The organism is Micrococcales bacterium (assembly GCA_009784895.1).
Lineage (GTDB): Bacteria > Actinomycetota > Actinomycetes > Actinomycetales > WQXJ01 > WQXJ01.
In genome coordinates, this window is sequence record WQXJ01000003.1 from 71,485 (window position 1) to 86,558 (window position 15,074).

Sequence of the window (15,074 nt, forward strand, 5' to 3'; positions counted from 1 at the left end):
GGCACATGTGGAAGTCCAAGGTGCAGGAGCCAACGAAAGGTGGGCACGGATGCGGATTTGGTTTCAGTCTTGCAGTTCGTCGTATACCGCCAGATCGCATGACATCGCGTCGGTTCTCCCGTCACCAGGAAAGACCCCGCCGGCAGCCAGCGTGACGTGGCGGCACGAGCCAACCTTGGCAAAAACCAGGACAACGGTTTCAGCACCACAAGCATCTTTGCCAATCTCGCTACCGGTTGTCCCATCGCATGGTTCTGCGAAAAGCTCTGCCACGTGGAGTTCTCCTCCATCAACATCTAAATACCAGGAGTCTCCATCTTCCATCACAAGGAGGCCATTTATCAGGTTTTGTGCCGCATCGGTCACGCCAATTCTGGTTTGTCTGGACCAGGTGTTGTCGGGGTCATAGACGCACTCAGCCGGGATCCAGCCATCCTCCATGCTCCAGACGCCGTTGTCGTCACCACAGCCAGAGGAGCTTAGGCGCACCTTACCGGTGTAGTACCGCCAGGGTGTCATAGTGTCAGCCTGGCCATCTGGCCAGCTGTTCTGCTCGCCTCCCTTTTTGGAAGATGGATTATCAGCCTGATCTGTGGCATTGGCCGAGTCAGATTCCGTAACGCCATCGCCCTTCAAAATTCCGGCTTGGTCGTTTTGGTTGGCGCAGGCGCCAAATAAGCTGGACAACAAGAGGAACACCGCAACCAAGCCCATCGAGGCTGGTGGCCAAGGCAGACGCCGGCGGGTCTTTTTCAGTCCAGAACTCGCGGAAGTCATGTGAAGAGCTGGCATTCGAATTCCCTCCAATGGAGGAATGGTACTCCCGGTCTGCAGCAATGACGAACGCGAACTACTGTCGGTTGTGGCTGCTCACCTATCCACCTTCGTGGGGAGAGACACAGACAAGTCCGTTGATATGGCAGTTGCCAAGCAGTGGTTTCTGTTGCCTACCACCGAGACGGCTTTTCTTGACGCTCCGCCAAAAATCGGGGACACGGCCAGCGAAGCCAAACGGCGCCATTGTCTATGGCCATTTGTTAGGGCCCCGGATATTGGAGACTGGGCCGAAGCCATGGTTGCGCTCACTGAGCGCCAAGCCTTTCCACGCCCTGCGGCGCCGCAGAAACAAGTCCGAATACGCCGATATCATCCTTGGGCGCGTCGACTTTATGGAAGAGGTCAGGAGTTCGAATCTCCTTTGCTCCAACCGGAACGCCGGAGGCGACTTCAGCCTTGGCCTAGGGCCGCAGCTGTCGCATCCCAATTCAGGCGCTGCTTGATATCTGCCATCTCACCTGAGGTAGCCGGCTTGACCAGCCTGTCACTGTTGTTCGAACCAGAGACGTCAAAGGTGTAGGTCAGCTGCAACCGCGTCAACCCTTCTTGGCTGGCAGCCAGCGAACAGGCCTCAAAGTCATGCTGGCATTGTTCGGCAATGGCTGACCAAGCCTCCAGGCCGGCCCCGTCATCAATCCGAGCCGTCACGTCAATTAGGGCAGACCGAGTTTTTTCCGGACCGGCCTGCTGGTCAAAAATGAAATTGCCCATTGAGTAGACAATCAGCTTGCCCTGATAGGCCTCGGTTGACTGGATCCAATGGGCGTGGTTGCCAATGACCATGTCGGCGCCGGCGTCGATCATGCCCCGGTACAGATTGGTTTTGATCTCGTCCGGTCCGGCCTGGTATTCGGCGCCGGAGTGAGGCCAAGCGATCGTTGGCAGCAGCTCAGAAAAGGCCGTGATCTCCGCCACTTCGTCAGCTGTTGGGGTTTTGAAAACACCGTCATAACCACAAAAGCCAAAGGGCAATGGGTATTCCCCGGTCGAACCATCGTCCAAGGTCCCGGTCACGGGCAAAACCACCACATCGCAGTTAGGGCCATTGGACGGATCAGGTGCCCCAAAGTATTGAATCGAGGCCGCGGCCAGGTTTTCTTGGGTAGTGGCAAAACCCTCCATGCCCTGGTTGTCGGTGTGGTTGTTGCCCAAATCGACCGCCGTGAACCACTTCGCCACGCTCGGCAGATAGGCCGGATCGCAGTTGAACTCCAAGGTCTGGTCCATCACGGCCGAGCTAATATCCAGGCCGCCCACCGCCGGGCACTCGAAGTTGGCCACCCAGGCGTTGTAGTTCTCCGGAACCCATTCGCCCAGGCGCTGGAACGGGTAGTCGTACTGCAAGTCACTGGCCATGGACCAGTCGTTGATGTAGCGGCCAAAGAAAATGTCCCCAAAGAACAGGTAGTGACCTATGGCTTCGACCACGGCCGGTAGCTCCGGCGTCGGTTCTGGCGTTGGGCTAGGCGAGGCAGCCTCGGCCACCGGGGCTGCTGGCAACCTGTGAGCGGCCGGTGGATCACCGCAACCGGCAATCAACAAAGGTGCGGCTACGGCGATGACGAGCAGAAATCGGCGTCTCATTTGGGACCTGCTATTCGTCCTGTCAACGTTCAAGGTTTTGAGGCAGTCTAGCGGACCCGAACCTGGCTGAACCCGAGCCCAAGCTCCCAGCTTAGCGGCCCGCGGCTGCGGCATCGGGCAAAGGCTTCCAGCGCTTCCAAGTGACAGATTGGGACCGGCTCGATAGGTTGGCTGGCATGAGCTTTGACCTGCCCGCAGCTGTGGTTGGGGCCCCTATGGCCGATGCCGGAAGGCTCGCCTTGCGCTGGGCCACTCGACTGCGCGGCTTGGCCAGAGCCAGGTCACAACCGCACCGGAGGAGCTATGATCGAACTACCTGAAGCTCAAACCCTGGCCGGCCAGCTTCGCGCCACGCTCACCGGACGCCGGGTTGAAGAAGTGGTAGCCGGTGCCTCGCCGCATAAGTTCGCCTTCTTCAACGGCGATCCTGCCGCATACGGCCCGGCCCTGATGGGACGAACCTTCACCGACGCACAGAGCTACGGCGGGATGGTCGAGCTAATGGCCGGGGAGATGTCCTTGGTCTTCCACGACGGCATCAATCTGCGCTGGCTCGCACCCAGCGAAGTGCTGCCCGCCAAACACCAGCTGCTGGTGGGCCTAGATGACGGCAGCACCCTGCTGGCTTCGGTTCAGATGTATGGCGGGCTGTGGCTGGCCCAGACCGGCCAGCTCGATTCGCCCTACTACCAACTGGCCCGCTCACGCCCCTGCCCGCTGACCGAGGCCTTCGACCGGACCTGGTTTGATGGCATTGTCGCCGAGGCCAAACCGACGCTGTCCGCCAAAGCCCTGCTGGCCACCGAACAGCGCATTCCAGGCCTGGGCAACGGCGTGCTCCAGGACATCTTGTTCCGCGCCCGGGTCCATCCCCGCACCAAGATCAACACCCTCAGCGCCGCCGAGCGCGGCCGGTTGTTCAACTCAGTCAAAACCACCTTGGCCGCCATGGCTGAGGCCGGCGGTCGCAACACCGAAAAGGACTTGTTTTCCAGCCCTGGCGGCTACCAGACGTTGCTTTCGGCCAAGACCTACCACGCCCCTTGCCCTAGCTGTGGCGGCGGTATTGTGCGCGCGGCCTACCTTGGCGGAAACGTCTACTTCTGCCCCACCTGCCAACCCCAGCCCTGAATTCACGAGTCCGAGGTATCGCATGAGTCCAGGTCAGACCCTCTTCCCGCGAATTTGAGGTATGGCATGACATTTCGCGGACCCCGACCCAGGCCAGGGCACTGGCTGATTGGAGCGACCTACCTGGGCACCGCGGCCTGTTGGACGTTTTCGACGCCAGTGTGGGACGTGAATTCCGGGGTTCTGGTCTCCCAACTGCTGGGGGCGCTGGCGCTGACCGGATTCGCCTGGGTGTTTTTCATCGCCACGCGCGCCCGGCCGCTCGACGCGCTGTTTGACGGCCTGGACAAGGCCTATCTAACCCACAAGTGGCTTGGAATTGGCTCCGTCGCGCTGGTGGTGGCGCACCTTATCACCATGCATGCCGCCGATGACCGCCCGGCGGACGGATATGGCCGGCAGCACCCCGAGGGACTTGGCGCACTCGGCCTGCCCAGCCTGGCTTTGTTCGTGGTTCTGGTCCTGGTGACCCTACTGGCCGGCCGGACAAGCTACGAGAATTGGAAGGCCACACACCTAATCTTGGTCTTGTCCTATGCGCTGGGATTGGCACACTACTCCAACACTTCTGCCTACGGGAACTTCAGCCTGTCGCCGTTTAGTCTTTGGCTGAACCTAGTCAACCTCTGCGGTGTCCTAGCGGCCACATACGTGCTTGTCTTCAACCGCAAGTTCGCCTTCAGGTACAAATACGAAGTGGCGGCCGTGCGGTCGGTAGCCGTTGGCACTGTGGAACTAACCGGCACGCCAAAGGGCCGTGCCATGAGCCACCGGCCGGGTCAGTTCGCCTTCATGAAGTTGTCCGGCAGGCGGATTCGATTCCCGTCCCACCCATTTACGATCAGTTCCTCGCCCAAGGCCCAGCAGATCCAGTTCACCATCAAGTCGCTGGGTGACCACACCGCCCACTTGGGCGACGCCATCGAGGTCGGTGACGAATTCGCCTTGTCAGGGCCGCACGGACGGTTCGACTACACCAAGGCAAGCCGGCGCCAGCTCTGGATCGCCGGTGGGATTGGAATCACTCCGTTCAGGAGCTTCCTCGCATCAGCTGTCCCGGCAGAGTTCTCGGTCGACCTGTTCTATGCCTACCACGGCCATGCCCAGGCCGCTTATCTTGATGAGCTGACGGCCATGGCGACGGGCAACCTCCGCCTGCATCTGGTCGACGACACCGTCGACGGCTTTCTCACCGCCGCCCAGATCGAGCAGCAGATTGACGGTGGGACGCCGGTCGATGTCTTTTTCTGTGGCCCCGAGCCGTTGCGCCGGGCCATCAAAAGCGGACTGAGGCGCAGCCAAATCGAAGTGCTGAGCTTCCACGCCGAAGCATTCCGCTTTGGCCGCTGAGCCAACACCTGTGCCAAACCTCGGTCTCGCCGCAGAAGGGTGAGTTTGCGAAACCTCGGTCTCGCTACAAAACGCGGGTCCACCTGCACCAACACCGCGAGACTGAGCTTTGGCATACGCCAGGCTCAGCCCCGCCGCGCTGGGTTGGGTTCTACTTCTGCTTCTTTTGCTGCTTTTGCTGACGGGCTTGGTCGGCCCCCTCGTGGCCGCGCTGGATGGCCTTGGCCATGACGCCTTCGATGCCACCGGCGCCGGCCTTGGCGCCACCACCCCCGGGAAGGCCCTGGAGTTGATGGGAATTGGCCCCCGGCAGGATCGACTGAGTGGTGTTAGTGCGTCGCTCGACCAATTGGTCTTTCTGATCGAGGTGGTCGATCTTGATGTCGGTGTCAATCTCGTAGCGATGCCGCGCCGCCGGGTTGCGATAAAAGGCGTGAATCGCGCCGTAGACAACAGGACCCAAGACGAACAACGCCAGCGGCCCCCAATTGTCCTCTGAGCTGGAAGAAGACTCCGCCAAGACGGTGGTAAAGGTGGCTGCTTGAGCCGGCAGGGCCACCATCAAGCTGACCAGTCCGGCCAGCAATCCGGCTGCCATGCCGCGCCCTACTACTCGCAGGGCTTTTCTGAGGGACAATCGCCTAATCATCTCAACCTCCCAGAATCAGCCAGATAACGCCGGCCACCATGCCAACCACTTGAGCCACGCCGGCCACCACCAGCATGCGAGCCTTGCTCGTGGGCACTGAGCCGATTGTCTTGCCGTTGGTGCCATTGACCGCGATGTAGTGCAGCATTGGCCCCTTCGACCGGACTTCCAAGTATGAATAGACCCAAACCGGGCACAGCAGCGTCACCCACCGCTCGCCTTGAACCTGGACGTCGTCATGCTGGTACATAACGCCATGGTCGTAGTAGGGCATGGTCTTGTTGGCTTGAACATGCGAGATGTCGACCAACTGCCCCCCAACCAGGCCACGTACTTCGCTGACATTGGAAGTACGGCGCTCGGCCCGGAACTCACCTTGGAGGTAGTGGGGGTCATAGGGCACGGTGGCGTGGGTGTCCCACGGCGCCACCGAGTTGATGATGTTGTGGGTGTTGAGCCGGGCATCTTGATTGGCAAACTCGGCGTTCGAAGGCACCAGCAGGTCGTTGACCAACAGGTCGAAGCGCCGCTCAAAGGAGTAGATGTCGTAGTCGTAGTAGGTGGTCGAGGAATCGCCTTGTTTCTTGGTGTGCTTGCGAACCAGGTGCGCGCCAAGTCCCCGGTGGTCGGCCTTGGCGTTGAGGTCGACCATGAAATAGGGGAAATAGACCGGTTGGATGTTCTCCAAGGTGTATTGGGCCAAGAACTTGCGGTTGGCGAAGGCGCGTCGTTTCTTCAAGAACTCCTGCATCGATGCCTTGGCTTGTTCCCTGGTGACTGTGAAAGGCACAATGCCATCTGGCCGGGCACCGTTTGGGATGCGGTTAGCCGGACTCAGCTGGTTGCGGCACCAGTGGCATTTGACCCCGGCCAGATTCGCGGCCTGGACCACCATTTCCGCCCCGCAGCTGGGGCAGCGCAGCGTCATGACCTGGTCTTCCGATTCGGCCACGTCTTGGCTGGCGCCGACCGAGAACTCACTACCCCGCAGATTGGCAACGTCGTCGTTGACCAAGCTGGCCACCCCGGAAGCATCAAGCACAAAGGTCGAACGGCAGTCCTGGCAGCGCATTTGGCCCAGTTCGACCACCCAGGCCGTGTCAGCCCCGCCGCATTTGGGGCAGGACACACGTTCTGCGAAGTCCTGACCCGGCGGGGCCGGCGGGGCTGCGACTGGTGGCGGTTCCTGGGCTGGTTGCGCCGGTGGCGCTTCGGCCGATGCCGGTTCCTGGGCTGGTTGCAAAGGCGACGGTCCGCCCGCTGGTGGCGCCGGCGGCGCCTCGGCCGATGCCGGCGGTTCAGCTGGGGGACCAGCCACGGGTGGCGCTGGCGGCTGGCCGGGTGGAACCGATGCTTGCCCCGACTGGTTTGGGACTGGCGGCGGAGTCTGCGTCACGTCAATCGCTCCCCACTGGTGTCATCACACTCACATGCGGCCCAGGATCTCTTGCTGTTTGGCCGCAAACTGCTCTTGGGTGATGAGCCCTTGATCCGCCATGGCCTTGAGCTGCCCTAGCAGGGCCACTGGATCCTGGGCGCCGGCTGCGGCAGCAGGCTCTGGCGAGACGGGCGGCGGAGGTGCCTGGCCGGCATCGGGCGCTGCGGGCTGAGCGGCAGGCGCGGCTGGTGGGGCTGCCGGTGCCGGCGCGGGCGCGGGCGGGGCAGCGGGCGGCGGGGCCACCGGCTGCTGCATGCCAGCCAGCGTGCCACCCATGTAACCAACCCCCATGCCAACGCCCATCATGCCGGCGCCGCCGCCGCTTTCACCAGCGGCCAGGGCCGCATCGGCCAGCGTGGTCTGGGTGTAGGCATTGCCAATGCCGCCTTGCAGCATCATGCCCTGGTTGTACTTGTCCATCAGCTGGCGCGAGGCTTCGTCGTATTCGATGGCGCTGACGGCGCAGCTGACAACCTCAATGCCGAAGCGTTCCAGCCAAGAGCCCTCCGGGCCGGCCTCTTCGGTCAGAGCCTTGGCTAGTTCTGGGCCGTGGGTCGCCAGCGAGGCAATGTCGGTGGTCTTCGACATAGCCTGCAAGGCCGCCTCGAAGGCCGTGATGAACTCCTGGAACAGCTGGTCAGAGGCCTCTTCGTTGGCCAGCGTGTAAAGCTGGGTGTTGGCGGGGAGGAAGTTGCGGAAGAACAGTACTGGGTCGACAATCCGAATTGAGTACAGCCCGCGGGCCATCAGCCTGAGCACCGGGGCCTGGACCGAACCTGGTGGCACCAGGGAGAAGTCCTTGTAAGGCAGCGGCACGGGGGTGCCGAAGCGTTGGTTACGGATCTCGCGCAGGTTGATGTAGTAGGCCAGCTGCTGACCGCTGGGCTGGCCGCCGTACTTGAAACGCTCGAAGGATTGGCTGATCAGTGACTTGCGGAAACCGTCGCCGGCAAACAACGAGGGCTGGCCGTCGTTGGCGAAGGAGTAGTAACCCGGCTCGACGGAGACATCCTTGATACGGCCGCCGTCCGTCACTACCAAAGCGGTGTTTTCCGGGATCAACAGGCGCGAACCATCAGAAATGATGTTGGCCGAACCGCGTGTGTTCGATCCGCGGCCCTGGTTCTGGGCCTGGAACAGGCCTGGGGCCACCAGTAGTTGCTCGTCAAAAGCCGGTGCCGTGATGAACTCGAGCCACTGGTCGGCTAGCGAGCCTCCAACTGCCCCAACTGCTGCTTTGATCAGACCCATTTGTCTCCCCTACCCGTTGTTGCGGTACGCCGGGTTAGCTCCCAAGCGAAAGGAGCCTCCTGGCGGGGCCCGGGCCAAATTGGCCGGTCCGCCGCTTACTTTATCCCAGCAAGCTGGAAGGGACTAGCCGATGGGCTGGTGAAAAACGAGATCCAGCGACCCGAAATGACGTGGTCAGCGCGGCACAAACTTGGTTGGCTCCGGGGTGCCAGGACCGAGGCCTTACCAACTATTCGTCGCTGGCTTCATCCTCCGTCACCCACTGGCGTGGATCGATCTGCGGGCGGGACCACTGGTAGTCGGATTCGAACAGCGGCGAGGAAATCATCAGGTCAGCCGTCGAGGCGTTACAGGCCGCAGGGGCGTTCCACAAAGCGGCCAGGCGCAACAACGCTTTGACATCCGGATCATGCGGCTGGGGCTCTAGCGGATCCCAGAAGAAGATCAGCACGTCGAGCCGGTTTTCCGCGATCATGGCGCCGATTTGTTGGTCGCCGCCCACCGGACCGGACAGCAGCCGGTTGACCGGCAGGCCCAGTTCGAATTCGATCATGGTGCCAGTGGTGCCGGTGGCCCACAGGTCGTGGCCGGACAGGGTGTCGCGGTTGAACTCTGCCCACCTCAGTAGGTCAGTCTTTTTGTTGTCGTGGGCCACCAGGGCGATTCGCCGGCGGCCGGCAGTCGCGTTTGACATAGTTCAATCAAAGCGCAAAACCGGCTCGCTATTCCCCAAGCTCGACGAGTGGCGCCGCCATCGGCCGCATTAAGCCAGGTAAGCGCCATTCTTGCGCCAAAAAAACTGACCGCATTTCTGCTGAGACCGGCGGCAGATCTAGGGCGAACTGAGCTCCCTGCGCAGGGTCAGATGGTCCCGCCTACAAAGACCAACGCATCAGGTCCTAGTCCCGGGCGGAAGACCAAAACCCGGGGAGCTCATCCGGGTAAAGTGTCCCGCCCAATCTTCAGGTCGATAATCGCGCTGTTGCCAGCCCAGTCCCACCAGGCCCGGCGGGTGGCCTGGTTGGCGATAATCTGGAAGGCACCCACCACGACAGCAATGAAAAACAATGACCCAATGCCGTAAATGACGCACCGCGCCAGGGTGCGACCGAAACCCGGAGCTCCACCGGTGTCCACCCTGACCATTCTCACGCGAACCGCCTTTTTGCCAATCGTTTGGCCCTTGAGGGCGTTCAGTACCCACTGGACCACTACCACCACCGCGCCAAAAACGAGCGGCACGCCGAATCCGCTCTCAGACGAACTACTGCTGCCCGAGGAACCCCCAAACGCGACCATAAGACCGACGAACACAATGATTGCCGCGATCGACGTATCGATGAAAAGTGCAACGAACCTCTTTCCCGGGTTCGCGGGTGTCGCCCCTTTCAGGGCCGGATACCAATCGCCAAGGTCGGCGTGACCTGGTGGAAGTTGTGAGGGGCACATTGCGACCACTCTTTCTGTGAAGCCCCGCCTGGCGGGGCTAGTGAATTGGAGCCAGATAGATTATGCCAGATTTATCATGCTTTCACCCGAGGCGGCCGTCTCCACAGTTGATGTGTGATCCATCAGCTTCCACCAGCGGCCCGGGCATCAACCAAAGTAGGCGACGAGGCCTGGTCCGCCTATGCGCGGGCACTAGGCCTCAGGCTGTACCAGCTCCGAAGCGATAGGCGCCTGACTCAAGAGAAACTCGCTCACTTGGCGGGAATCACGCGGTTCCACTACCAGCAACTCGAAAAGGGGCGATCACAGCCCGGGACTCCGGCCAACCCGACTTTGAGAAACCTGATCGCCATAAGCCAAGCGTTGGAGGTGCCCCTGACTGGACTGCTTCCGCCTGGAATTCCGGACCTAACCGACGGCCGATAGCACCGACCAACTCGGTAGGACTCGGTTACATCCGGGGCGAGAGGTTTGCCTGGATCGCGGCCACATCACCGGAGCAATCCACTAGCTGTGGCTTTCGCCCAGGAAGGCCAAGACCGCCAAGACGCGCCTGTGATCGGTGGCCGATGCCGGCAAGTTGAGTTTGGCAAATATCGCTGAGATGTGCTTTTCCACACCTCCGGCAGAAAGATGCAGCTCAGAGGCGATAGCTGCGTTGGTCCGGCCCTCGGCCATAAGGGCCAGCACCTCGTGTTCTCGCGGAGACAGCTTGGTCAGAGCGCTACGGGCCGAACGCCTGGTCAACAGCTGCGCGATGACCTGCGGGTCGACCACAGTGCCGCCGGCCACTAGCTGGCGCAACGCGTCACTCAGAGCCGATAGATCCTCGATCCGATCTTTCAGCAGGTATCCGACACCGCCCTGGGAATCGGCCAGAAGCTCACGGGCGTAAGTTGCCTCGACGTAGTTGGACAGTACCAACACCGCCACGTCAGGGCAGGCCCGCTTGACGGCCACGGCGGCCTGAAGCCCATCGTCGGCGTGGCCCGGGGGCATGCGCACATCGGCCACAAGCACATCTGGCCGTGTTTTGGTGACGGCGGGCACAATCTCGGTGGCGTCCCCAACCGCCGCGACGACCTGGTGACCATCCTCCTCGAGCAGACGGGCCAGGCCTTCGCGCAGCAGCACTGAGTCCTCAGCCAGCACCACCTTCATTGTTCGCCACCTCCACAGTGATCAAGGTGCCTTGACCCTCTTGGCTCTCAACCCTGAAGTCACCATCAACCGCCCGGGCGCGGGCTTGAAGGTTGCCCAAGCCGTGGCCCGTGGTGACCTGCGCACCGCCGGCACCGTCATCGTGCACGGTTAGGCGAGCCCCGGCCATCGACAAGGTCAGGCACACCTCAACCTTAGAGGCAGCGGCGTGTTTGGCCACATTTGCCAGAGCTTCGGTGGCGGTGAAGTAGAGCATGGTGGCGACGGTGTCTGGTGGCCGGACACCGTCTGGGTTGTCAATGGCAAGATCGGCTGGCACTGGACTGGCCGCGCAAGCCGCCTCCAGGGCGGGGCCAAGGCCGCGGTCAGCCAGAATTGGCGGGGCAATGCCGCGGGCCAAGGCGCGCAGCTCCTCGACGGCTTCGTCCGAGAACTGCCGGGCCTGATCAATTAGGTCTTTGGCAGCCTCGGCATCGCCGGCCTCAAGCCGGCGCTGGGCCGCGGCTAAGTCCATGCCAACCCGGATCAGGCGCTGCTGCGGCCCGTCGTGGATGTCGCGCTCAATACGACGCAGATCATCAGTTTGGGCGGCCATCGCCTGGTCGCGTGATTCGGCCAAATCCTGGACCCGTCGCATCAGCGAGCCGTTAGTTGGCTGCAGTAACCCCCTGGCCAGCCCGGCATGCATGGCAAAGAGCCCGCGCATGACATAGGGCAAGGTCACAGCGAACACCAGGCCCATGATGAAGTCGAATAGAACCTGAGACATGGGCCAATTGATGATGTCCATTAGCGTCCGGTAGTCGCCGTTGTAGTCGCAGTAGCCGATCGTGGCGATGCAGGTGTCGTAGGGAATGGCCGCACGCCAAGCCCATTCGGTCAGTCCAAACAGTGGCACGAACCACCAAGCCAGGGTCAATGACCAGGTCAAGCAGCTTAGCGGCAGGGCGATGACGCCGTGTAGCCAGGCGCGCCAACCGTCGGCGGACAAGATATGACGCTTGAACCAGCGGCCCAGGCCCGTCTTGGTCGGCTTGGTCAGATCTGGCGGCGGCGGCAGGACGTGAAGCTCGACCCCAGCCGCCCACAGCCGGCGGCGCTCGACGGCGGCGAAGGCCTTGGCCATCAGCATGTTGAAGGCCAATACCAGCAGCCCAATCCAAATTACCAGGGTGCCGACCCCGAGCGAGGCCAGCGTGATCAGAACCGTGAACGAGACCACGGCGATGGGCAGGGTTAGAAGGAGGTAGCCGGTCTGGGCGAAAAACCGTCCCAGCCAAGCGAATGCTGGGCGAGGGTCAACTGGCTGGGGGGCGGGGGTTTGTTGGTCTGGCTGTTGGGTTTCCATCACGCTTGTCATGCCTACTAATATCCAGGTCGCGGGCCTGGTCAAACCAGCCTGCTACCCCCCAAATTCTAGGTGGGGATAGCCCCACTATCTGCGTTGGGCGCTCCCTAGGTGCCGACCTGTTTGGGCCTGAGCCAGTTTTCGACCACCAAACCCGGCACGCGTCTAATCTCTTTTTCGTTGTCAGTCACAAGCGCCAAACCCAGGCTAAGAGCGTGGGCCGCAATCCACAGGTCGTTCATGCCGATCGGCGTGCCTCGCCTTGCTAGATCGGCGCGAATGGCGCCGTACCGCTCTGCGACACCGCGATCCAGTGGCAACACCGGCATGCAAGCAGCCAAGGCTTCGAGTCGCGGCCCAAAACCGGCCGCCTGGGCCCTGGCAACGCCGTAGCGAAGCTCACCAAGCACGACCACACTGATTGCTGCTTGTCCGGGCAGCAATTCGGACAAATGGGCCGCAACTTGTCCCCTCGGCCGCCTGAGCACTTCGACCACGGCGTTGGTGTCCAACATCAAGATGGGATGGCTTTCCCATTGTGCCGCCATCGTCAAAAGACGTTTTCGTCGAGGGGCATCAGCTCGTCCTCGATTTCCGGCCAGGGTTCGTCAAGGTCGTCCCACTGCGACAGCAGGGATGTGACCGATGCTCCCGGCAGCGGCTCAATCACTAAGCGGGCGCCGTCTTGGTACATCAAGGCGGTGCCGCCGGGCAGCTCAAACTCACGCGGTACGCGCAGTGCCTGGTTACGACCATTCCGGAACAAACTCACTTGGCGGACCTGACCCATCTTCGAACCTCCTCGACTCCAGGCATATTGCTAAGCCTATGCCAATTCGAAGTGAGGCGCAAAGCAAGTGATCAGGCGCAGCACCTAGGCTGCGTCAAGGTCGGCGGGGACGTACCAGAGGTAGGTGAACGACACCATGAACGGGTTGTCCGATCCTCGCTGGGCGCCTCGAGCCTCGGCCTGGGCGGCCACCGTGACCTCGAGTGTGCCGCCCAGTGGAACAGCGATCAACTCCAAGTCGCTTGGCACCTCGTCACCATCTATCCGCACAATCAGCTGGTCCGTGTCCGGGTTGATGAAACAGCCAATCGCGGACCAATCTGCCTCGAAGGCTGGCGGCGCATCTGCCAGCCACACCATCCCGGCCGGCGCCCAGCCGGCGATCGAATCCCACACCCGGGCCTTGGTGGCCCAATCGGGTGCGACCAAAGGGCAGTCTGGCCAGCTCGGATGAGTCGCCGAACCGCCGGCAATTGTCACCGGCAAATCGACCATGGGCGTCATGTTGGTCTCGACTTGGCCCGAGGCCACATCGACAGCCCAGCTACCGCCGTTGGTGGTCGTCATCTCCAAAGTGGGGGACTCGGCATCGGCCGGCCCAGCGATGGCCAAAACCATCCGCGTGCAAAAGTAGGGCGTCAGATCGGCTAGGCCGTCCCCGCCGTCTGTCCCTTCTGGAGCCTCGAGAGCCGGCGTCTTGTCCTCGTTTCGATATGGCGACCACGAGGTCTCAGTCTCCCCGAGGCGGACTGTGAGGTCGACGTTGTCGACTACGGAGGACTCATCTTTGAGATCTGGCGGCATCCCGGGCGGCGATATGTCGATCCGAACCAGCCAAAACACGTCGCCTTCGCCCGGTGGGACAATCTTGTCACCAGCCGACTTAGCCTCACGGTGAAAGGCATCAGCCACAGCCACCCAGGCTGCTGCCTGGCTCAGGTAGTCCACTTGAGTCACGCCGATGGCGCTCAGCTCGGCCAGGGGCATGGCAAACGGCAAAGCAATCGGATCTGCGACACCGGCGAAGCTGGCCTCGACCGCATCGACCTCACAGGTCTGAAACACCGCCCCGAGCGCCGCTCGCACCTCAGTCGGAGCTTCGGCACGGGGCGCGGTTTGACTGCCGGGATTGTCCGGCCCAGAGCAGGCCGTCACGCCAAAGGCCGCCGCCACAATCGCGGCTGCGGCCGCGGCAAGTCGCCTCATCACACAGCCTCCCCGTATCGAGCCACTCCCGGACATCTGTTTGCACCCAGCCAGCAGGTTACCGGCCCGTCGCCATCGCCGTCAGGCCTGGCCGCCGCATCGACCGCAGCACTACCCACACGACGTCGAACCGCACCGCCAGACCAGGCGCGTTGTTGCCTTCGAGTCGCCGCCACCGGACATTGAGGGCCGCTGGCGTACCTAGTCGGCCCGGCATTTGACGCCAGAAGCAATTGCGATAGTTAAACCCCGTTGACATGTCCCCCAAACGTGTCAATTTTCCGGCCGATTCTTTGACTATCAGATGTCGGTTCCGCTAACCACGATCTGCTGGCCGTGTTGACGACATACGCCAACACATCGGTGGCCATGAACCAACCGGCATCCGGTGTGGACGCCGAGCCGGTCGCCCAAGCCCTGGGTTCGCCGACATGGTACTAACGCAAGTCACGGTGCTACGACCTAGTACTAACGCAGGTCAAGCCGCCAGGACTTAGCATCAACGCAGGTCAAGCCGCCACGACCTAGTACAGAAACAGGTGTGAATTCTGGATGAGGCACAAAAGGCCTGGTCACTCCCGCCGTCCCACAGCCCCAACCTGTCTTGGTGCTAAGTCGCGGCCGGTCAGCCTGCTTTGGCGCTAGGTCACGACAGGCCAGGGTGGCCAAATCCAGGAACGAGCGGGGGTCGGCTTCGCGGAGCTACCAGCGACCCCGGCGACGTCGGTGACCAGCGGTGATACAAAGTGCGCCAGAGAGTGTTGTGGTTCAGGACATAGGAAACCCATGTCTCAGGACATAGGCAACTAGTGTCTCTGGACACCGGAAACCAACACTGGGCTCAGACACCGGGAACCATCCCCGCCACGTCAACCCACCA

At 61.9% G+C, this 15,074-nt stretch carries 15 protein-coding genes; 3 read left to right on the forward strand and 12 right to left on the reverse strand.

Going from position 1 to position 15,074, the window contains the following annotated elements:
• Positions 1–63: 63 nt before the first annotated feature.
• Complete coding sequence (locus FWD29_01215; GenBank protein MCL2802565.1) at positions 64–699, reverse strand: hypothetical protein; 636 nt, start codon at positions 697–699, stop codon at positions 64–66.
• Between the two features lie 528 nt (positions 700–1,227).
• Positions 1,228–2,421, reverse strand: a complete 1,194-nt coding sequence (locus tag FWD29_01220) for a CapA family protein (protein MCL2802566.1) — start codon at positions 2,419–2,421, stop codon at positions 1,228–1,230.
• Between the two features lie 303 nt (positions 2,422–2,724).
• On the opposite strand from FWD29_01220, the gene FWD29_01225 reads away from it, so the two are divergent.
• Both FWD29_01225 and FWD29_01230 read left to right on the forward strand, forming a co-directional pair.
• Positions 2,725–3,552, forward strand: a complete 828-nt coding sequence (locus FWD29_01225; GenBank protein ID MCL2802567.1) for a hypothetical protein — start codon at positions 2,725–2,727, stop codon at positions 3,550–3,552.
• Positions 3,553–3,711: 159 nt separating this feature from the next.
• Complete coding sequence (locus FWD29_01230; protein ID MCL2802568.1) at positions 3,712–4,902, forward strand: ferric reductase-like transmembrane domain-containing protein; 1,191 nt, start codon at positions 3,712–3,714, stop codon at positions 4,900–4,902.
• 151 nt (positions 4,903–5,053) lie between these two features.
• On the opposite strand, the gene FWD29_01235 is transcribed toward FWD29_01230, so the two are convergent.
• The 5 genes from FWD29_01235 to FWD29_01255 all read right to left on the reverse strand — a co-directional run bounded on the left by FWD29_01235 (position 5,054) and on the right by FWD29_01255 (position 9,689).
• Positions 5,054–5,551: a hypothetical protein gene (locus FWD29_01235; GenBank protein MCL2802569.1), complete on the reverse strand. Its 498-nt coding sequence runs from the start codon at positions 5,549–5,551 to the stop codon at positions 5,054–5,056.
• Between the two features lies 1 nt (position 5,552).
• Entirely contained in the window at positions 5,553–6,947 is a 1,395-nt protein-coding gene (locus FWD29_01240) for a hypothetical protein (GenBank protein MCL2802570.1), read from the reverse strand.
• A gap of 30 nt (positions 6,948–6,977) precedes the next feature.
• A complete protein-coding gene (locus tag FWD29_01245; GenBank protein MCL2802571.1) occupies positions 6,978–8,240 on the reverse strand; it encodes an SPFH domain-containing protein in 1,263 nt (420 codons plus the stop codon).
• A gap of 229 nt (positions 8,241–8,469) precedes the next feature.
• Positions 8,470–8,934, reverse strand: a complete 465-nt coding sequence (locus tag FWD29_01250) for a methylglyoxal synthase (GenBank protein MCL2802572.1) — start codon at positions 8,932–8,934, stop codon at positions 8,470–8,472.
• 239 nt (positions 8,935–9,173) lie between these two features.
• Entirely contained in the window at positions 9,174–9,689 is a 516-nt protein-coding gene (locus FWD29_01255; protein MCL2802573.1) for an RDD family protein, read from the reverse strand.
• 114 nt (positions 9,690–9,803) lie between these two features.
• Between FWD29_01255 and FWD29_01260 the strand changes: the two genes are divergently transcribed.
• Positions 9,804–10,115 (forward strand): helix-turn-helix domain-containing protein, encoded by a 312-nt coding sequence (locus FWD29_01260; GenBank protein MCL2802574.1) that lies wholly within the window; start codon positions 9,804–9,806, stop codon positions 10,113–10,115.
• 81 nt (positions 10,116–10,196) lie between these two features.
• Here FWD29_01260 and FWD29_01265 read toward each other — a convergent pair whose 3' ends face one another.
• The 5 genes from FWD29_01265 to FWD29_01285 form a co-directional block, all read right to left on the reverse strand.
• Positions 10,197–10,850, reverse strand: a complete 654-nt coding sequence (locus FWD29_01265) for a response regulator transcription factor (protein ID MCL2802575.1) — start codon at positions 10,848–10,850, stop codon at positions 10,197–10,199.
• Positions 10,831–12,210 carry a sensor histidine kinase gene (locus FWD29_01270; protein ID MCL2802576.1) on the reverse strand — a complete coding sequence of 460 codons (1,380 nt, stop codon included), beginning with the start codon at positions 12,208–12,210 and terminating at the stop codon, positions 10,831–10,833. The genes FWD29_01265 and FWD29_01270 overlap by 20 nt, the downstream gene beginning before the upstream one ends.
• Positions 12,211–12,305: 95 nt before the next feature.
• Positions 12,306–12,746 (reverse strand): PIN domain-containing protein, encoded by a 441-nt coding sequence (locus tag FWD29_01275; GenBank protein MCL2802577.1) that lies wholly within the window; start codon positions 12,744–12,746, stop codon positions 12,306–12,308.
• A gap of 2 nt (positions 12,747–12,748) precedes the next feature.
• Complete coding sequence (locus FWD29_01280) at positions 12,749–12,970, reverse strand: hypothetical protein (protein MCL2802578.1); 222 nt, start codon at positions 12,968–12,970, stop codon at positions 12,749–12,751.
• A 102-nt stretch (positions 12,971–13,072) separates the two neighbouring features.
• On the reverse strand, positions 13,073–14,194 hold the full coding sequence (locus tag FWD29_01285) for a hypothetical protein (protein MCL2802579.1): 1,122 nt from the start codon (positions 14,192–14,194) through the stop codon (positions 13,073–13,075).
• Between the last annotated feature and the right edge of the window lie 880 nt (positions 14,195–15,074).